Source organism: Pontibacillus litoralis JSM 072002 (assembly GCF_000775615.1).
Taxonomy (GTDB): domain Bacteria; phylum Bacillota; class Bacilli; order Bacillales; family BH030062; genus Pontibacillus; species Pontibacillus litoralis.
Genome location: NZ_AVPG01000002.1, coordinates 173293 through 193387, shown reverse-complemented (window position 1 = coordinate 193387; position 20095 = coordinate 173293). Strand labels below are relative to the sequence as shown.

Annotated in this window: 17 protein-coding genes; all 17 read left to right on the top strand. The window is 38.6% G+C overall.

All coding sequences use genetic code 11. The annotated features are described in order from the left end of the window. Window positions 1-17: 17 nt before the first annotated feature. Window positions 18-389, top strand: a complete 372-nt coding sequence (ftsL, locus tag N784_RS03260; protein ID WP_036832175.1) for a cell division protein FtsL — start codon at window positions 18-20, stop codon at window positions 387-389. A 22-nt stretch (window positions 390-411) separates the two neighbouring features. Continuing rightward, a complete protein-coding gene (locus N784_RS03255) occupies window positions 412-2622 on the top strand; it encodes a penicillin-binding protein (RefSeq protein WP_052127103.1) in 2211 nt (736 codons plus the stop codon). A 127-nt stretch (window positions 2623-2749) separates the two neighbouring features. Further along, entirely contained in the window at window positions 2750-4699 is a 1950-nt protein-coding gene (locus N784_RS03250; protein WP_036832172.1) for a stage V sporulation protein D, read from the top strand. A 77-nt stretch (window positions 4700-4776) separates the two neighbouring features. Beyond that, window positions 4777-6252, top strand: coding sequence for a UDP-N-acetylmuramoyl-L-alanyl-D-glutamate--2,6-diaminopimelate ligase (locus N784_RS03245; protein ID WP_036832169.1), 1476 nt, complete (start codon window positions 4777-4779; stop codon window positions 6250-6252). A gap of 2 nt (window positions 6253-6254) precedes the next feature. Then, window positions 6255-7619 (top strand): UDP-N-acetylmuramoyl-tripeptide--D-alanyl-D-alanine ligase, encoded by a 1365-nt coding sequence (locus tag N784_RS03240; RefSeq protein ID WP_036832166.1) that lies wholly within the window; start codon window positions 6255-6257, stop codon window positions 7617-7619. Window positions 7620-7659: 40 nt separating this feature from the next. Beyond that, a complete protein-coding gene (gene mraY, locus N784_RS03235) occupies window positions 7660-8646 on the top strand; it encodes a phospho-N-acetylmuramoyl-pentapeptide-transferase (protein ID WP_036832164.1) in 987 nt (328 codons plus the stop codon). Further along, window positions 8643-9992 carry a UDP-N-acetylmuramoyl-L-alanine--D-glutamate ligase gene (murD, locus tag N784_RS03230; RefSeq protein WP_036832162.1) on the top strand — a complete coding sequence of 450 codons (1350 nt, stop codon included), beginning with the start codon at window positions 8643-8645 and terminating at the stop codon, window positions 9990-9992. Before mraY ends, murD begins: the two co-directional genes overlap by 4 nt. A 69-nt stretch (window positions 9993-10061) precedes the next feature. Next, window positions 10062-11171, top strand: a complete 1110-nt coding sequence (gene spoVE / locus N784_RS03225) for a stage V sporulation protein E (RefSeq protein WP_036832160.1) — start codon at window positions 10062-10064, stop codon at window positions 11169-11171. A 416-nt stretch (window positions 11172-11587) separates the two neighbouring features. Then, the gene (locus tag N784_RS03220) at window positions 11588-12376 is read left to right on the top strand and encodes a cell division protein FtsQ/DivIB (protein ID WP_036832157.1); all 789 of its coding nucleotides are present in this window, start codon (window positions 11588-11590) and stop codon (window positions 12374-12376) included. Continuing rightward, window positions 12369-13070, top strand: a complete 702-nt coding sequence (locus N784_RS03215) for a DUF881 domain-containing protein (protein ID WP_036832154.1) — start codon at window positions 12369-12371, stop codon at window positions 13068-13070. The genes N784_RS03220 and N784_RS03215 overlap by 8 nt, the downstream gene beginning before the upstream one ends. 5 nt (window positions 13071-13075) lie before the next feature. Next, on the top strand, window positions 13076-13795 hold the full coding sequence (locus N784_RS03210) for a DUF881 domain-containing protein (protein ID WP_036832153.1): 720 nt from the start codon (window positions 13076-13078) through the stop codon (window positions 13793-13795). Next, window positions 13795-14178, top strand: coding sequence for a small basic family protein (locus tag N784_RS03205; RefSeq protein ID WP_036832152.1), 384 nt, complete (start codon window positions 13795-13797; stop codon window positions 14176-14178). The genes N784_RS03210 and N784_RS03205 overlap by 1 nt, the downstream gene beginning before the upstream one ends. A gap of 207 nt (window positions 14179-14385) precedes the next feature. Then, window positions 14386-15672 (top strand): cell division protein FtsA, encoded by a 1287-nt coding sequence (gene ftsA / locus N784_RS03200; RefSeq protein WP_036832151.1) that lies wholly within the window; start codon window positions 14386-14388, stop codon window positions 15670-15672. A gap of 72 nt (window positions 15673-15744) precedes the next feature. Next, window positions 15745-16893, top strand: a complete 1149-nt coding sequence (gene ftsZ / locus N784_RS03195) for a cell division protein FtsZ (RefSeq protein WP_036832149.1) — start codon at window positions 15745-15747, stop codon at window positions 16891-16893. A 447-nt stretch (window positions 16894-17340) separates the two neighbouring features. Then, entirely contained in the window at window positions 17341-18261 is a 921-nt protein-coding gene (gene spoIIGA, locus N784_RS03190; RefSeq protein WP_036832147.1) for a sigma-E processing peptidase SpoIIGA, read from the top strand. Between the two features lie 27 nt (window positions 18262-18288). Next, window positions 18289-19008: an RNA polymerase sporulation sigma factor SigE gene (gene sigE, locus N784_RS03185; protein WP_036832145.1), complete on the top strand. Its 720-nt coding sequence runs from the start codon at window positions 18289-18291 to the stop codon at window positions 19006-19008. A 167-nt stretch (window positions 19009-19175) separates the two neighbouring features. Beyond that, a complete protein-coding gene (sigG, locus tag N784_RS03180) occupies window positions 19176-19955 on the top strand; it encodes an RNA polymerase sporulation sigma factor SigG (protein ID WP_036832143.1) in 780 nt (259 codons plus the stop codon). The last annotated feature ends 140 nt before the right edge of the window (window positions 19956-20095 follow it).

The following is a 20095-nucleotide window of genomic DNA, read 5'->3' as shown; positions in this document are numbered from 1 at the left end:
AGAAAGGGGAAAAATGAATGAGTGCAGAAAATGCAAAAAAACTTTACAAAGAGCAACCTGCGGGCAATCTCCAGCAACCTAAAGTAAAGGTCCACGTACATAAGAAAAAGTGGATTTCTACTGGTGAGAAGTTTATGTATTCCATTGTTGGAACTATGGCAATTGCGGCATGTGTGTACGTTGTTTCCTTTGCATCTGCGACAGATCAAGTGAATAGAGACTTGCAGAAATTAGAAGGACAAGTCGACGCGCAGCAGGTAAATGTGCAGAACTTGGAATATGAAGTGAAAGAACTAAGTAAGCCGGAACGTATATTAAGCATTGCAGAAAAGAATGGTTTGGAGATCCAAAAATCTAAAGTGAAATCTGTTGAACTAGGTGGTAGCTAAGGTAAATAAGGAGTAAATAGGTATGAAGAAGAACCAAACGACTCATCGGATGGCAAAAGTGTTAATGCTGTTATTTGCGGTGTTGTTTATCGTTCTTTTTGGCCGATTCTTTTATATTCAAGCAACGGGCGAAGTGCAAGGTGTTGACTTGAATGAATGGGCCGAAAAGAAACGAACCAACAACTATTCTATTGACGCAAAACGGGGGAATATTCTAGATAGAAATGGGATGACACTAGCTTATGACCATCCGACGTATAATATGTATGCGATTGTCGATCCGTCATACTCCAAAAATGTTGAAAAAGATTTGCACGTCGTTGATAAAGAACAAACTGCCGAGCAATTAGCAACTGTGATAGATATGAGTGAAGAAGCTATCTTAAAGCAATTGAATAACGATAAACAACAAGATGGCACACAGAAATTCCAGGTTGAATTTGGTTCTGCTGGTAGAAATTTAACTACAGAGCAGAAGGATAAAGTGGAAGCGATGAAACTTCCAGGTATTCAATTTGAGAAAGAAGAAATTCGCTACTATCCGAACGGTATGTTTGCTTCCCACATTATTGGCTTTGCGCAAAATGATAATAAAGGCAATATTGAAGGTGTAATGGGCATAGAAAAGCAGATGGAGAAAGCCTTGCGAGAGAAGGACGGGCATATCTATTACCAACGAGATAATTACAACATGAAGCTATTAGACCCGAAATCTATTATTACCGAACCTGAAGATGGGATGCACGTGCAATTAACGTTAGACCAAAAGATACAAACTTTTTTAGAAGATGCGTTAAGCAGTGTAGATGAAAAGTATAACCCAAAACAAATCATGGCAGTTGTGATGGATCCAAAAACAGGTGAAGTGCTCGCGTTAGGAAACCGCCCTAGCTTTGACCCGAATGATCGCTCTGGAATCGAAACGTGGTATAACGATATCGTTTCCTATCCAATTGAACCTGGTTCCACGATGAAGATTTTCACTTATGCTGCGGCAATCGATGCCGGAGTCTATAATGGAGAGGAAGCATTTTTATCCGGTCAATACAAATATACAGATAAAGACAGACCTGTTCGAGACCACAATCCAGGAGGATGGGGGAAAATTTCGTACGATGAAGGATTTGAACGATCTTCCAACGTTGCCGTCTCAAAATTGTTGTGGGAAAAGCTGGGTCCGGAAAAGTTTCTTGAATATTATGAGGCATTTAATCTTACGAAAAAAACAGGTATAGACTTACCCGGGGAACGTACTGGAAGGCTTGTTTACAATTATCCTAGTGAACAAGTTTCCTTAGCTTTTGGACAAGGTTCAACGGTAACACCTATCCAACTAATGATGGCAGGGACTGCGGTAGCAAATGAAGGCAAAATGATGAGACCGCATGTTATTTCACAAGTTCAAGACTCAGAGACTGGGAAACCAGTGAAAGAAAAGGAACCAGAAGTTGTCAGCCAACCCATTAAGGCGTCTACATCTAAAAAAGTGCTTGAATTAATGGAGCGAGTTGTGACGGGAGAATATGGTACAGGTAAAATGTACAAATTAGATGAGTATACGGTAGGTGGTAAAACAGGAACCGCCCAAATCCCAAATCCGGAAACTGGGAAATATATGAATGGTCATGGCAACTATTTATATTCATTCTTAGGGATGGCACCTGCTGAGGATCCAGAGCTAATGATGTTTGTCAGTGTGACACAACCGGAACTTACCTTAGATCCTTATGTAAATGGTGCTACACCTGTAGCAGAAATTTTTAATCCTGTGATGGAAAACAGTTTGCGTTATTTGGATATACAGCCAGATAAAGCGAAAGTATCATCGCAAGTATTGTCATCGAAATTGGATGACTTCGTAGGTGCTTCAGTGAAACAAGCTGCTAAAGCGATTAAGAAGTCTGGAGCACAACCGATTATTCTCGGGGACGGAAAAAAAGTACAGCAGATGATACCTGCGCCAGGAACAGAAATATTAAAAAAGGAAAAAGTGTTTTTGCGTACAAGTGATCAAGTGGAAATGCCGGATATGACAGGGTGGTCGAAACGAGATGCGTATCAAGTTGCGTCTCTCCTTGGTTTGAGGATGGAGCAATCTGGGAGCGGATACGTGTATAAACAAAGCATTGAACCTGGTAAGAAAGCGAAGAAGGGAAGTTACATTATGGTGGAGTTAAAAGCCCCGAACGAATATCCACCAAAAAGTAAGCCGCCTGAAAATAACACAGAATAATGATTGTAACTTTAACTATATAATTATACAAGCCAAGCTGCTGGCTACAAGAAAGACAGTGTTCTAATCATTTCTTCCGATTCATACATATAGATACAAGCATAGCATGGACAAAAGGGGAAATGCCATGAAACGAGTATCGAATGTAACGGTAAGGAAACGATTAGTCACTGTTTTTGTTATGGCTATCTTTATTATGGCGGTCATCGCAATCCGTCTAGCATATGTGCAATTTATTATTGGAGATCAATTAATGGAAAAAGCGCAATCGTCTTGGAGTCGAGATATACCTTTTGAACCAGAACGTGGAGAAATTGTGGATCGTAACGGAGTTGTGTTGGCGGAAAATGTATCTGCACCTACTGTGATGGTCGTTCCTAGACAAATAGAAAATCCTGAACAAACAGCGCAGCAGTTAGCAAAAGTGTTAAATATGGATTATAAGAAAGCGTATGAGCATGTAACGAAACAAGTTAGTATAGAACGCATGCATCCAGAAGGTCGGAAAATTTCAGAAGAAAGAGCAAACGCTGTTCGGAATTTGGATTTAGAAGGGGTGTACATTGCGGAGGATTCTAAGCGCCATTATCCTAAAGGGGAATATTTATCACACGTATTAGGATTTAGTGGCATCGATAATCAAGGGTTAATGGGATTAGAATTATATTATGATGATTTTCTAGATGGAGAAAGAGGCCATTTATCATTTTTCTCTGATGCGAAAGGCCACAAAATGCCAAGTATTGCGGACGTGTATGAACCTCCTCAGGACGGGTATAAATTAAAATTAACGACTGATGATCGAGTACAAACGATTATCGAACGAGAATTAGATAACGCTGTGGCGACGTATAACCCTGATGGGGCTATGGCGATTGCTATGGATCCAGATACAGGGGAAATTCTCGGTATGTCTAGCAGGCCGACCTTTCACCCAGAGAATTATCAACACGTTCCACAAGAAGTGTATAATCGCAATTTACCGGTGTGGAGTACATATGAGCCGGGATCAACATTTAAAATTATTACGCTAGCAAGCGCACTTGAAGAAGGCTTGGTTGACTTAGAGGCTGACCATTTCCATGACAGCGGTTCAATTAATGTTGATGGATCAACGTTACGATGCTGGAAAAGAGGAGGACATGGTAGTCAAACCTATTTAGAGGTTGTTCAAAATTCTTGTAACCCTGGTTTTGTTACTCTTGGTGAAAAGTTAGGGAAAGAGCGTTTGTTTTCTTACATTCATGATTTCGGTTTTGGTAAGAAAACGGGTATAGACTTGCAAGGGGAAGGAACAGGGATTCTATTTGATGAAGAGCGGGTTGGCCCTGTTGAACTTGCGACTACCTCTTTTGGGCAAGGAGTATCGGTAACTCCTATTCAACAAGTAACTGCTGTTGCAGCTGCAGTGAATGGAGGGTATATGTACCAACCATTTATCGCCAAAGAATGGATTGATCCTAGGACAGGCGAAGTAATGAAACGGACAGAACCTATTATGAAAGAACGAATCATATCCGAGGAAACAAGTAAGCAAGTTCGGGAAGCTTTGGAAAGTGTTGTTGCACAAGGAACTGGTGGCGGAGCCTATGTGGAAGGGTACCGTGTTGGTGGGAAAACAGGGACAGCACAAAAAGTCGGAGAAGATGGGAAATATATGAGTAACAATCACATTGTTTCTTTTATGGGAGTAGCCCCTAGTGATGACCCTGAAATAGTCGTTTACGTCGCTATTGATAACCCGAAAGATACGGTTCAATTTGGCGGAGTTGTTGCAGCTCCTATTGTTGGGAATATTATTGGGGATAGTTTGCGCGCGCTTGAAGTAAAACCGAGGACAGATGGATTAGAAAAGAAAATACAATGGCCTGATCAACCCCAGGTAGAAGTACCTGATTTAATTGGCCTTGAAAAAGAAGATTTAACAGAGTACATGGTTAATTTATCTCTTGAAACGAGTGGTAAAGGGGAATATGTTGTAGAACAAGCACCACAGCCAGGGGTGAAAGTGGACCAAGGTGCTAAAGTTCGATTATACTTTAGCGATAAAAAACCAAAAAATAAACCAACAGATTAAGGGAATAATCGCAGAGAGTCTCTAATTTTGCTATAATAAGTTGGTGTGAAAACAAATCAATAAGGAGTCACAAAAAAATGAAACTGACAAAACTAATGCAGACTCTACCTGTATATCAAACCATTCAATCAATCGAACATATAGAAGTAAATGGAATTGAAATGGATTCACGTGCGATTCAAAATGGAAATGTATTTATTTGTATTAATGGGTACACGGTCGATGGTCACGATTTTGTAGATCAAGCCATACACAATGGGGCAGTTGCTATCGTTGCAGAGCGTCCTTTACAAGTTTCGGTACCAGTTATTGTTGTGCAAAATAGTGCACGTGCTATGGCCAAACTGGCAAGCTATTTCTATCATCAGCCAACGCAGCAGCTTCACTTAATTGGAGTAACCGGCACTAACGGTAAGACGACTACATCGTATTTAATCGATCGTATTTTTCGGGCTTACAATCAGCGAACAGGCTTGATTGGCACAATACAAATGAACATTGTGGATCAAAGCTATGAGGTGAAAAATACGACACCAGATGCATTATTTTTACAAAGGCATTTCGCTAAAATGGTGGATCATCAAGTGAATACAGCAGTAATGGAAGTATCTTCTCATGCTCTTGATTTAGGTCGTGTTCATGGCTGCGACTTTGATGTAGCTGTATTCACTAATTTATCTCAGGATCATTTAGATTATCATAAAGATATGGATGATTATTTACGTGCTAAATCGTTACTTTTTTCCCAATTAGGCAACCATTATACGGGGAAACCGAAATATGCTGTAGTGAATCGAGATGACTCAGCTAGTGAAGTATTAATAAAAAGCACAGCACACAATGTTGTAACGTATGGATTACATAGCGAAGCAACAGTGAAAGCAGAGCAAGTAAAATTAACAGCAAATGGGACTTCTTTTATACTCGTTGCTAATGATGAACGAATTGCCATCAACAGTAAATTAATTGGTCGATTTAGTGTGTACAACATGCTTGCTGCAGCTAGTGCGGCATGGGTGAGCGGTGTACCGTTATCCACCATTAAAGAAGCGTTGGAGCAAACTACTGGTGTAAGTGGACGGTTTGAGCCAGTGCTATGTGGTCAAGATTTCGGAGTAATTGTTGATTATGCTCATACACCTGACTCATTAGAAAATGTTCTACAAACGATTCAAAGTTTTGTAGAAGGAAAAGCGATTGTTGTTGTTGGTTGTGGAGGAAATCGTGACGCTTCGAAACGCCCACTGATGGCAAATGTAGCGGTACAACATGCAACCAAGGCTATATTTACTTCAGATAATCCACGGAAGGAAGATCCGGTTGCCATATTGAACGATATGGAAGCGGGGGTAGTAGGCCAAGAATATGAAGTCATTGTAGATCGTAGGGAAGCTATTTGTGCTGCTATTCAACAAGCGCAGCCAGGAGATGTGGTACTAATTGCTGGAAAAGGGCATGAAACGTACCAAGAAGTAAACGGAGTAAGATCCCACTTTGATGATCGTGAAGTGGCTACAGAATGTATTGAGGTTAAACAATCAAAGGAGAAATAATGATGAAGTTTACAACTAGTTGGATGACGGAATATTTCCCGAGCTTTAGCGGTGCTGCTGCGGAGGAAATTCCAATCCATCATGTATATACAGATACACGTCAACAAACTGAAAAAGCACTTTTTGTCCCAATTGTTGGAGAGAACTTTGATGGGCATGCATTTTTGCAATCCGCTATTACGAATGGAGCGGTTGCTTCGTTGTGGAAAAAGGATGTGCCTGTACCTGCTTATGTACCGAATGATTTCCCATTATTTATGGTGGAAGATACTATTTCAGCATTGCAACAGTTAGCGCATGCATATCGCCAGGAAGTAAATCCGACTGTCATAGGTGTAACAGGATCAAATGGTAAAACAACCACGAAGGATTTTATCGCTTCTGTTGTGTCTACAACCTATCAAACTCATAAAACAAAAGGGAATTATAATAATCATATAGGAATGCCGTTAACCATACTAGATATGCCGACATCAACACAAATACTTATTCTTGAAATGGGTATGAATCACTTTGGTGAAATTGAGCAACTTTCTCAAATCGCGAATCCCGATATCGCCGTTATTACCAATATCGGGGAATCTCATATCGAGCATTTAGGTTCCCGAGAAGGGATTGCCCAAGCAAAATCGGAAATATTGGCAGGGCTCAAGGAAGACGGTCTTATGATAATGGACGGAGATGAAGCATTACTAGCCCCTCTTCATAGCCGAAAAGCCGTTACGTCAATTGGTTTCGGCTCAAATAATCGTTACGTGCTTTCCAATGTAACGTCAAATGAACAAGGTGCGCAGTTTACGTTAAGTGAGCAAGGTTCATTTGAAATACCGTTACTAGGAAGACATAATGTTAAAAATGCAAGCTATGCGATTGTTATTGCGAATCACTTAACGATTAGCAAGGAATCTATTCAAGATGGTCTTGCTGCGTTAAAGTTAACAGGCATGCGCTTAGAAAAAATAACAGGCCATAATGACGTTTTATTAATCAATGATGCGTATAATGCTTCACCTACATCAATGAAAGCGTCGATTGAAGTAGTAAAAGAATTACCGAATTATTCACGAAAGATTTTGGTGTTAGGGGATATATTAGAATTAGGAACTCAATCAGAATCGTTGCACCGTTCTGTGGCAGAAACGATTACAGAACCAATTAACATGGTAATTGCTATTGGAAACACTGCGCCAGTCATCGTGGAAGAAATAAATAAACATGTACCAACAATAGAAACGTATGCTTTTCGTTCTAAAGAAGATGCTTGTAAACTTTTGCAAGACCACTTATCAAAAGAAACAGTTATTTTATTCAAAGCATCAAGAGGCATGGCTTTAGAAACATTGCTACCATCATTAACAGAACAATAATGTTTATGCGGACGGTTTATACGTTTGAAGGAGGAGAACAATGAACGAATCAGTATTATTAATAACGATGGCAATTGCCTTTTTAATTACCGTCCTCATCTCACCTATTTTTATACCATTTTTAAAAAGGTTGAAATTTGGTCAATCGATTCGAGATGAAGGTCCTAAATCCCATATGAAGAAATCAGGTACACCTACAATGGGTGGATTGATGATTTTAGTATCTGTAAGTATTACGACGCTAATTATGACAGCGAAATTCAACCCTAATCCTATTAGCTTTGAAGTATATTTAATGTTGTTCGTTTTTATTGGCTACGGTTTATTAGGGTTTTTGGATGATTTTATCAAAGTTGCGATGAAGAGGAATCTAGGCTTAACGTCTAAACAAAAAATGTTAGGGCAAATTGTAATAGCAGCAGTTTTCTACCTTATTCTTATTCGTCATGATTTTCCGACATACATTGATCTTCCATTTACTGGTCAAAGTATTGATTTAGGTTGGGGATATGCTATCTTTATTTTATTTATGCTTGTTGGTTCCTCTAATGCTGTCAACTTAACAGACGGTTTAGACGGTTTATTAGCAGGAACAGCAGCGATTGCGTTTGGTGCTTTTGCTATCCTAGCTTGGCAAGGACAACCGCAATTTGAAATCGGTATTTTTGCACTAGCTATTGTAGGATCTTTATTAGGATTTCTAGTATTTAACGCCCATCCTGCTAAAGTGTTCATGGGTGATACAGGTTCCTTAGCATTAGGTGGGGCCATTGCTTCTATTGCTATTTTGACAAAAATGGAAATTATGCTCGTCATTATAGGTGGTGTATTCGTTATTGAAACACTATCCGTTATTATTCAAGTTATTTCCTTTAAAACGAGAGGGAAACGAGTATTCAAAATGAGTCCTATTCACCACCACTATGAATTAATTGGGTGGTCTGAATGGAGAGTTGTGACAACGTTTTGGCTTGTTGGATTATTATTTGCAGCACTTGGCATATATATTGAGGTGTGGATCAATTGAAAACTTTAACACAATTTCCGTATAACAACGTTTTAGTAATAGGACTAGCAAAATCTGGGGAAGCGGCGGCTACATTGTTGCACAACAGTGGCGTACGTGTGCGAGTCAATGATCGCAAGCCACTTGAAGAAAATCCACAAGCGCAAAAGCTACAAGCGATGGGAATAGAAGTCATTACAGGCTCCCATCCAATCACTGCGCTAGATGATATGGAATACGTCGTAAAGAATCCGGGAATCCCGTATGATAATGAATTAATTCAAGTTGCAATTGATCGCGGCCTCCCGGTGGTTACAGAAGTAGAATTAGCTTATATGCTTATGCAAGACCACTTAATCGGCATAACGGGTTCTAATGGAAAGACAACGACAACGACGCTCGTATATGAAATGTTAAAAGCAAGTGGCAAGTCTACCCATATTGCAGGGAATATTGGAAATGTAGCTTCGCACGTTGCTCAAACAACAGAACAAGAAGATGTGATGGTGCTTGAACTTTCCTCCTTTCAATTAATAGGGACGGAAACATTTAAGCCTCATATTGCTGTGTTCTTAAACTTATATGAAGCGCATTTAGATTACCACAAAACGATGGATCATTATAGTTATTCCAAAGCACGTCTATTTGCTAATCAAACAGAAGACGATTATCTCGTTTATAATAAAGATCAATCGGTTGTGCAGCAATTAGTAACAACTGCCAAGAGTATTCTTGTCCCATTCTCTCAAAAGGAGAAGCTTAACAATGGTGTATGGAAAGATGGACAGTATTTATATTTTAAATCAGAACCGATTATAGAATTGCAGAGAATTATGTTAGAAGGAAAACATAACCTAGAGAACATTATGGCGGCTGTTGCTGCTGCGTTATTAAGTGGCGCTACCGTTGAAGGAATACGACACGTACTAACGACATTCGCAGGTGTTAAGCACCGCATGCAATTTGTTAAAGAAGTACATGGAAGAAGATTCTTTAATGATTCCAAAGCAACAAACTTATTAGCAACTCAAAATGCTCTGCAATCTTTTACACAGCCTACAATTTTATTAGCCGGTGGGTTAGAGCGTGGAAATGCATTAGATGATTTAGCGCCTTTTTTGCGTAATGTGAAGGCGATGATTTTATTTGGTGAAACTGCCCCTAAATTCAAGCAATTAGCTATTCAAAATGGAATAGACACTTATGAATTAGTGGATAATGTTAAACAAGCAGCCGAACGAGCATATCACCTTTCGGAAGAAGGAGATGTTATATTGCTATCCCCAGCGTGTGCGAGTTGGGATCAATATCGCACATTCGAGGAAAGAGGGGACATGTTTATGGATGCGGTGCATACATTAAAGTAGGGGGCTTGTTTTCATTATAGTAACGATATAGCCCCCGCATTCCGATAAGCGGAATAAAGGGGGTTATTTATGTCTCGCTCAATTAATGGAAAACAAACACCTGATTTTATGTTGATGATTGTAATTTTTAGTTTACTATTGATAGGTGTCATAATGGTATATAGTGCTTCTGCAATTTGGGCTGACTATAAATTTGATGATTCTTTCTTTTTTGCGAAAAGGCAGTTACTATTTGCTAGTGTCGGTATCGTATCCATGTTTGTCATTATGAACGTGCCTTATTTAGCATGGAAGAACATTTCTAAATGGGTGTTGTTAAGTTGCTTTCTCTTACTTATAGCTGTATTAATTCCTGGTATTGGGATGGTAAGAGGAGGCGCGCAAAGCTGGATAGGGGTTGGTGCATTTAGTATACAGCCTTCTGAATTTATGAAATTAGGGTTAATTATTTTCTTAGCTAAATATTTATCAGAGAATCAACGGAACATTACTACGTTTCGCAAAGGGTTCGCTCCATCCATTACCTTGGTATTTGTAGCGTTTGGTTTAATCATGCTGCAACCCGATTTAGGGACAGGGGTTGTGTTAGTAGGCACATGTATGTTAATGATATACGTTGCAGGCGCCAGAATAATCCATTTCTCAGGTCTTGTGTTAATTGGTGTTATAGGCTTTGTTGGTTTGATTGCTTCTGCGCCTTATCGCATGCAACGAATCACGGCATTTTTAAATCCGTGGGAAGACCCTTTAGGTGCAGGATTTCAAATCATTCAGTCCCTGTATGCCATTGGTCCTGGAGGTTTGATGGGCCTTGGACTCGGACAAAGTTTGCAGAAATTCTTTTACTTACCAGAACCTCAGACGGATTTTATATTTGCTATCCTTGCAGAAGAGTTAGGTTTTATTGGTGGGACGTTCGTTATTTTATTGTTTTTCCTGCTTCTATGGCGCGGCATTCGGATTGCTTTGAGTGCTCCCGATACGTTTGGTAGTTTGTTGTCGCTAGGTATTGTCGGTATGATTAGCATTCAAGTTATGATTAATTTAAGTGTTGTTACAGGATTAATGCCTGTTACGGGGATTACGTTGCCATTTTTAAGTTATGGTGGATCCTCTCTCACATTAACACTTTGTTCGGTCGGAATTTTATTGAATATAAGCCGTTATGCCCGTTTGTAATCACCAGAACAAGAAAGTAACCCGAGATGCAACTTATCACGGGCTTTTTCATTTTCTTATTTAGAGTGTATCTAGGAGAGGATTACTTTCTAGTTTATTGCACTTGATGATGAGTAAGGATGGAGTTAGTGCTTTTTATCTATTTAATTGGTCCTTGAATTCCAATCGGAAGGTATCCAATGGGAAATGAAAATGTGACTATGAAGAAGGATAGCTTTCCTTTAATCCTCTCTGAAGCTCATTTCAGGACAACTTGAAGTGAAAATAGAAACCGAAGTAGAATTGTATCAAATTAGGTAACGCTGCTTGAGAACTGTACCTTAAAATGTGATATAATTCAAGTGTGCACAAGGATGACATGCTTCGTATGCCATTTTACTTGTGTAATAACGATTGGCTGGTAGGGGAACAATTTTATGTCAGAAAAAAAGAAAATTGTATCAATAGAAGATCGCATACCAAAATTAAAAGAGGCGAGAAGAAAAAAGGCGAATAGAAGGTTAATCATGTATTTGTCTTTTTTCTTTTTGCTTATATTACTAATCATATATTTGCAATCACCTTTAAGCAATGTACAAGAAGTAAAAGTATCTGGCACGCTGCACCTTAAAGAAGAAGCTGTTATAAAGGAAAGTGGAATTACGACTTCAGATAACTTTTGGAAAGTGAATCGACAGGAAGTTGCTTCAACGTTAAAAGAGCATACAGAAATTAAGAGTGTACGAGTAGACAAGCAATTTCCGGCAACGATTATGCTGCACATAGAAGAAGAAGACCGGGTTGGATATGTACAGAAGAACGGTGGTTTTTATCCGATTTTATCGACAGGGGAGCAGCTTACATCATACAAAACGGAAACTCCAAGTGGTGATGCACCTATATTAATTGGTTGGAAGAAGCAAAAGTATGTAGAACAAATGACGAAAGAATTACAACAATTACCTGAAAGTATAGCGCAGTTAATTTCTGAAATTCATTGGAAGCCAACAGATCAAAACCCGTATAAAATTCACCTTTATATGAATGATGGGTATGAGGTTATTGCCACGATTCGCAATTTTTCTGAAAAAATGCAAGCATACCCTTCCATTGTTTCACAGTTGGATTCCTCACAAAAAGGAGTCATTCATATTGATGTAGGTGCCTACTTTGAGGAGTACCCTTCAAAAAAGAATGAGAAAGAAGGGAATAGTGAAGATGAATAAATCAAGTATGAAAATCATCTTCTCCTTCGTACTCCTACTCTCGGGCTTTCTAATTGCATTTAGCTACCAACAAACGAAAGACAATCCTGAAGTGATTCAATTAACAGACCAACAATTAGAGAAAGATTTCTATTACCGTCAACAGTTAATTGATATAGAGAAAGAAAACAAGGAGTTAAGAGGAGAAGTAGAAGAAAAGAAGGTAAAAATTCAATCTTTAGAAGACGATTTAGCTAACCAAGAGCAGAAGGTAGCGGATTATGTAGAAGAAAAGAAGAAATTACAAAAGTTAACAGGCGATGTTTCAGTAAAAGGCCAAGGGGTGGAGGTCACATTAAGTGATGCTGATTACGTGCCGACTGATGAAAATGTAAATCAATATATTGTACACGAAAGTCACATTTTTAAAGTTGTTAACGAAATGTTATCATCAGGAGCCAATGCAATAGCCATTAATGGACAAAGGATTTATCGAGATAGCTATATCGCTTGTACTGGTCCAGTCGTTACAGTTGACGGTATACAGCATCCTGCCCCTTTTGTCATAACTGCTATTGGAGATCCGGAAGTTATGGAGCCTAGTTTGGAATTAACTCACGGCGTTGTGGATCAATTAGTGAACGATAACGTACAAGTAGCTGTGAAGCAACGACAGAACATCTCGATGGATGCGAATGTAAGCGGGGAGGGGTGACACAAGTGAATGGAAAGAATAAGCTCACTCTTTCCTTTATTTTTGCTTTAGTAGGGTTTATGATTGCGATTCAGTTTCAAACGACACAAAATCCAGAAGAAAGAGACACTCGAGATTTATGGGAGGTAAGAACAGAAATACAAGAGCAACAAAAAATACAACAGGAATTATACAGTGAATTAGAAGATTTAGATGTTATGTTGAACCAATACGAGGGTAAATCAGAAACAGAACAAATTGATGCATTAAAGAAATCGATTCAAATGTTAGAAAAAGAAGCGGGCTTAACGGAAGTATCGGGAAAAGGAATAGCTATTCATGTGAAGCCAATGTTTCAAGAGATGAATATGCCACAAACGTATCCAACACTTGCCCCTGGGCTTTTACAAAGGCTCATAAATGAATTAAATAACTATGGAGCGAAGGAAATTGCTATTGGTAACGAAAGAATTACGAATCTCACTCCAATTCGTGATGTAAATGGATACACATATGTGAATAACCATCCGTTACCTTCCCTTCCGGTTCAGATTAAAGTATTAACGGATAATCCACAAAAATTACAGGAATATATGAAGGTTAGTCAATCACGTGATGAGTTTGCTATTGAGAACTTAGAACTTTCATTTGAATTAAGAGAGCAATTAACTTTGCCTGCATATGAAGAAGTACCACCACTAAACGATATAAAGATTGATGAAAATGTAGAGACAGGTGAGTCATAATGTGGTTTCCATTTCTATTTTTGCTCGTTGGGATTGTGTTAGGGTTATTGACAGATATACGCGTACCTGACGAATATACCAATTATTTTTCTATTGCAGTACTAGCAGCGCTAGATACGTTATTGGGAGGACTTCGAGCGCATTTAGAAGAACAGTTTGATCAAAAAGTGTTTGTATCAGGTTTTTTCTTTAATGTTGGGCTAGCTGCTTTCCTAGCCTTTTTAGGTGTTCAACTGGGAATTGACTTGTATCTAGCAGCAGTATTTGCCTTTGGCGTAAGATTATTTCAAAATATCGCGTTAATTCGTAGGTTTCTTATTGAAAAAGATAGAATAAAAAAGCATAATGAAAAAAACGATGAAAATAAAAGGATATTACCATAATTTCGTTGAATTTAAAAATGAATAGCTACTAAATTACATAAACACGCTCTTACTATATAAACATCCTCTCACATGTGTATACATATGAAGAAGATGTACAAATCATTCGTTTATATACACTCGATGTATAGTATAGTGTTAGATAGTAGTAATGTGGAAAATAAACATCGTAATTTAGAGTCCTTTAGCTTAGGAGGTGCCTTGAATTTGAACAACAACGACATACTCGTCAGCCTTGATATAGGTACATCACAAATTAAAATAATTATTGGAGAAGTAACGAAAGACGCTTTAAATATAATTGGAGTTGGGACTGCAAGCTCTAATGGTATGAAAAAGGGTGCCATTGTCGATATTGATCAGACTGTACATTCTATACGAAGTGCTGTAGAACAAGCAGAGCGAATGGTCGGAATGAATATTGATAAAGTAGTTGTCGGTATAAATGGTAACCACGTACAATTGCAGCCTTGTCATGGCATTGTTGCTGTACAAAGTGAGAATCGAGAAATTACGGATGAAGATATTACACGTGTCATTGATGCGGCACAAGTAGTATCTATCCCACCAGAACGAGAAATTATTGATGTCGTACCGATGCAATTTATTGTAGATGAATTAGATGAAATAACAGACCCTCGCGGAATGATTGGTGTACGTTTAGAAATGGAAGGCACAATCATTACGTGTTCGAAAACCGTTTTAACAAATGCATTAAAATGTGTGGAATTAGCAGGCTTAGAAATCGTCGATGTTTGCTTATTACCACTTGCCGCAGGCTCTGTTGCACTATCGAAAGATGAGAAGAATTTAGGTGTTGCGCTAATTGATGTTGGTAGTGGCTGTACAACAATATCAGTATTTGAGAATGGTGTGTTGCAAGCGACTAGCGTAATTCCTCTCGGAGGAGACAATATTACGAAGGATTTATCCATTGGGTTACGCACATCAACAGAGGAAGCAGAAGAAATTAAGCACAACTATGGTCATGCATTTTTTGACCATGCTCAAGAGGATGAAACATTTGAAGTTTCTATTATTGGTAGTAACCAGAAACAAACGTTTAATCAGCTTCAAATATCTGATATGATTGAAGCACGGTTAGAAGAAGTATATGCGTACGCTGAACAAGAAATGCGCCGAATGGGCTATAAACAATTAGCTGGAGGCTATGTGTTAACAGGAGGAACGGTTAACATGCCTGGCTGTTTAGAATTGGCTCAAGACGTTTTTCAAGCAAATGTTCGCATCGCAATTCCGGATTATATAGGTGTCCGTGAACCGCAGTATACAGCGGCTATCGGCATATTGAAATTTGCCTATCATAATGCGAAAATACAAGGTAAAGATATTTTTCCAAATGTACAACTAGAACACGCTGAACAAAACACCGTTAAGAAACAACAACGTGAGAAAGTAAATAAAACGACGCAAAAGGAAAAGCAAAAAAAGGAATCAAGTTTCTCGAATATACTTAAGTATTTCTTTGATTAAAAGGCGTTCCCTTTGATCGTTCACGTTATAGAGAAAGAATCTTGTAATCTTGCAAAGTGGGAGGAACCTTAGATGTTAGATTTTGATACGAGTATGGATCAATTAGCTACGATAAAAGTAATTGGATGTGGAGGCGGAGGTAGTAATGCTGTAAACCGCATGATTGAACACGGTGTTCAAGGTGTAGAGTTTATTGCTGTAAATACAGACGCTCAAGCGCTAAATCTTTCTAAAGCAGAAGTAAAAATGCAAATTGGTTCAAAATTAACGAGAGGATTAGGAGCTGGTGCTAATCCGGAAGTAGGAAGAAAGGCTGCGGAAGAAAGTAAAGAGCAGTTAGAAGAAGCATTGCAAGGTGCGGACATGGTCTTTGTAACAGCTGGTATGGGAGGGGGTACTGGTACAGGTGCCGCTCCTGTTATTGCACAAGTTGCGAAAGAGATTGGAGCATTAACAGTGGGCGTTGTTACTCGTCCATTTAGCTTTGAAGGACGTAAACGCTCTACACAAGCTGGAGGCGGTATTGAGGCGCTAAAAAGCAATGTAGACACGCTTATCGTTATCCCAAACGATCGCTTACTTGAAATTGTTGACAAAAATACGCCGATGTTAGAAGCTTTCCGAGAAGCTGATAACGTATTGCGTCAAGGTGTGCAAGGGATTTCGGACTTAATTGCTACACCAGGATTAATTAACGTTGACTTTGCCGATGTGAAAACGATTATGTCTGATAAAGGATCTGCGTTAATGGGAATTGGGATTGCAACGGGAGAAAGTCGTGCTACAGAAGCGGCGAAAAAGGCTATTTCATCCCCATTACTGGAGACGTCAATTGATGGAGCTCATGGCGTACTTATGAATATTACAGGTGGCATGAATTTAAGTCTGTATGAAGTGCAGGAAGCGGCTGATATTGTAACATCTGCCGCAGATCAAGAAGTGAACGTTATATTCGGTTCTGTCATCAACGAGAATTTGAAAGACGAAATCGTTGTAACCATTATTGCAACAGGTTTTGATGAAACGCAACTGCAACAAAGCAAACCGAAAAATCGCCCAGCTTTACATTCGCAAAACCAAGAGAAAAAACGCTCAGAACCACAACAGTCGCAACAACCAGTAAGAGAGGTGCCTGTTTCTAATCACCAGGAAGCACCGCAACAAGATGAAGATACGTTAGATATTCCTACCTTTCTACGCAACAGAAATCGCAGAAGGTAACAAAGTTATAGAGAGTTTCTACTTCCGTGTAGAAACTCTCTTTTTTAGTTGTAGGAAGAGTTAATTTCATAATAATAGACTATTTCAACCAATTTCAACAAAAATTTTGAATGCATATATTGATTATTGTTCGAATATTTAAATAAAAAACGCATGCCGTTCTAGCGAGAAAGCATGCGTATGAGACCACGCTTGTAGCGAAGCACGCGAGAAAGCTCAGGAGACATGTCCGCGGAAAGCGTCTCCAGAAAAGGAAATAGCTTATTAGATTTATAAGGTTATTTGCATTTTGATTTTGATTTGGGAACGTATGTAAACGAAACTTGTCTTAATTTCATGTATATTCGTAGGTTTCTTATAACATGAAATGACAGACTTCTATTTCCCCCTCCGTTATACTAAATTCCAATAGAGTGAACTATCATCCTTGTAGAAAGGAAGAAGTATATGACCATTTATTTAGACGCAATATGGTTGTTGAATTTTTTTCTTGACTGGATGATATTAATGCTTACTCATAGTTTTGCGAAGTCGCAAAGTGGTCGCTCTCGTCTACTTATAGGAGCAATCGTTGCATCCTTACTCGTACCTATCCAGTTATTCTATCCACACTCATTTTGGACAACTCCTTTAGGGAAAGGTCTATATTCTATTTTCATTGTCTTCACTGCATTTGGATGGTGCAATATACGTTTGTTTTTTAGACAGTGGTTGATGTTTTATTTCGTTTCTTTTGCCATTGGTGGCGGGTTGTTTGGCATTTATTTTATGTTAAATAAACAAGTGGACGTTTCAACAGGAATGGTTGTGACGCATCAAACTGGCTTTGGAGATGGTGTGAGTTGGTTATTTGTTACAATTGGATTTCCGATTGTGTGGTACTTTACGAAACGAAGACTTGACAAACTTGTTGTTCAAAAAATGAAGTATGATGAAATGGTTACGGTAACGATCAGTATAAATGATAAAGCATATGATGCGACTGCTTTCATTGATAGTGGTAATCAGCTTACAGATCCGATAACAAATCAGCCGGTTGTCATTTGTAGTGAATCCTATATGAAACAATGGTTTTCGGAGAAGGAATGGTTGGCATTTCAAGAAGCACAGGAAGCTCTAAACTTTGATCACCTACCAGATAGATGGTATGACAAGTGTAGCATTGTACCTTTCCAAGGAGTAGGAGGAACGAGCTCGTTTTTGCTTGTTATTAAACCGGATTGGATTCATATTCACTTAAGCAATCAGATGTTAACGGTTAATCGCGTGTTGATTGGGTTACAATTCGGTACATTATCGCCCGACGATAGTTACCAATGTTTAATGCACCCTCATTTGTTAAAAGAATATGTCGTTCATTCTGCTTAGTAGTACATAAAATAAAGGAGGAATTTGATGAAGAAATGGCGGCTGCGAGTGCAGCTATGGTGGTATCGACTCCTTATTAAGTTTGGTTGGAAAAAAGAAGAAATCTATTATATAGGGGGAAGTGAAGCATTACCACCCCCATTGTCGAAGGAAGAAGAACAGCAATTATTAATCCGTTTACCTAAAGGGGATAAAGCGGCTAGGGCAATGCTTATTGAGCGCAACCTTCGCCTTGTTGTGTACATCGCTAGAAAATTTGAGAATACGGGGATAAACATTGAAGACTTAATTAGCATAGGTACGATTGGATTAATCAAAGCAGTTAATACCTTTAATCCAGAGAAAAAAATTAAATTAGCGACATACGCCTCACGCTGTATTGAAAATGAGATATTAATGTATTTAAGACGAAATAATAAAATTCGAAGTGAAGTGTCCTTTGATGAGCCGTTAAACATTGATTGGGATGGGAATGAATTGTTGTTATCAGACGTTTTAGGAACAGATGATGATATTATTACGAGAGATTTAGAATCGAGCGTTGATAAAAAACTCTTACAAAAAGCTTTAGAACAATTAAATGAGCGTGAGAAGCACATTATGGAACTACGCTTCGGTTTAATTGGCGAAGAGGAACGAACGCAAAAGGACGTAGCAGATATGTTAGGGATATCCCAATCTTATATATCAAGGTTAGAGAAGAAGATTATTCGAAGACTAAAAAAAGAATTTAATAAAATGGTTTAGCAGGAGAAGCTCATCGAAAATGGGCTTCTTTTTTTTGCGTTGAAAAGGGTTGTAGTATCAATGTTTTCGATACTTATCCCAATCGTAGCTCGTGTTTTCTCTGCATAAAGATATCTTCTCGAGGAGATACTGTACTTTGACAGTAGCTCCAATGAGGAGGGTTTATAGTGACACGACATAAAGTTGAGATTTGCGGAGTCGATACAGCAAAATTGCCAGTATTGAAAAATGACGAAATGAGAAAATTGTTTAAACAGATGCAAGATGGAGACATAGAGGCACGTGAAATATTAGTCAACGGTAATCTTCGTCTCGTGCTTAGCGTTATTCAGCGGTTTAACAATCGTGGAGAATATGTCGATGATTTATTTCAAGTAGGGTGTATAGGCTTAATGAAGTCAATTGATAATTTTGATTTAAGCCAGAATGTCAAGTTTTCTACTTATGCGGTTCCAATGATCATTGGAGAGATACGTCGATATTTACGTGATAATAATCCAATTCGAGTATCTCGGTCTTTACGAGATATTGCGTATAAAGCATTACAAGCACGAGAGAAGCTGATGAATAAAACGTCTAAAGAGCCTACCCCTGTTGAAATTGCAGAAGAGATGGGAGTACCACACGCAGATGTCGTGTTTGCTTTAGATGCTATTCAAGACCCTGTCTCTTTATTTGAGCCGATTTACAATGATGGTGGGGACCCGATATTTGTTATGGACCAACTAAGTGATGATAATAATAAGGATACGATTTGGATTGATGAAATAGCTTTAAAAGAAGGGATGAGGAGACTTAATGAACGTGAGAAAATGATCCTTAACAAACGTTTCTTTCAAGGGATGACACAAATGGAGGTGGCGAATGAGATCGGGATTTCTCAAGCACAAGTGTCTCGCCTTGAAAAAGGAGCAATAAAGGAAATGAATAAACAAATGTATGAATAATGACGTTACCATGCTTAAACTGTATACGTAGTTATGTTAGATACAATGATGGTCTGTTCTTAGGAGCAGGCTTTTCTTGTTGTTACTTTCTAAATGGATGAAAACTATTTCACAATTGTGCATACATTTAGAGAAAGGGG

Excerpts from the sequence above, each read along its gene's own strand:
- ftsL (WP_036832175.1), top strand. The coding sequence starts at position 18 with ATGAGTGCAGAAAATGCAAAAAAACTTTACAAAGAGCAACCTGCGGGC.
- N784_RS03255 (WP_052127103.1), top strand. The coding sequence starts at position 412 with ATGAAGAAGAACCAAACGACTCATCGGATGGCAAAAGTGTTAATGCTG.
- N784_RS03250 (WP_036832172.1), top strand. The coding sequence starts at position 2,750 with ATGAAACGAGTATCGAATGTAACGGTAAGGAAACGATTAGTCACTGTT.
- N784_RS03245 (WP_036832169.1), top strand. The coding sequence starts at position 4,777 with ATGAAACTGACAAAACTAATGCAGACTCTACCTGTATATCAAACCATT.
- N784_RS03240 (WP_036832166.1), top strand. The coding sequence starts at position 6,255 with ATGAAGTTTACAACTAGTTGGATGACGGAATATTTCCCGAGCTTTAGC.
- mraY (WP_036832164.1), top strand. The coding sequence starts at position 7,660 with ATGAACGAATCAGTATTATTAATAACGATGGCAATTGCCTTTTTAATT.
- spoVE (WP_036832160.1), top strand. The coding sequence starts at position 10,062 with ATGTCTCGCTCAATTAATGGAAAACAAACACCTGATTTTATGTTGATG.
- N784_RS03220 (WP_036832157.1), top strand. The coding sequence starts at position 11,588 with ATGTCAGAAAAAAAGAAAATTGTATCAATAGAAGATCGCATACCAAAA.
- N784_RS03215 (WP_036832154.1), top strand. The coding sequence starts at position 12,369 with ATGAATAAATCAAGTATGAAAATCATCTTCTCCTTCGTACTCCTACTC.
- N784_RS03205 (WP_036832152.1), top strand. The coding sequence starts at position 13,795 with ATGTGGTTTCCATTTCTATTTTTGCTCGTTGGGATTGTGTTAGGGTTA.
- ftsZ (WP_036832149.1), top strand. The coding sequence starts at position 15,745 with ATGTTAGATTTTGATACGAGTATGGATCAATTAGCTACGATAAAAGTA.
- spoIIGA (WP_036832147.1), top strand. The coding sequence starts at position 17,341 with ATGACCATTTATTTAGACGCAATATGGTTGTTGAATTTTTTTCTTGAC.
- sigE (WP_036832145.1), top strand. The coding sequence starts at position 18,289 with ATGAAGAAATGGCGGCTGCGAGTGCAGCTATGGTGGTATCGACTCCTT.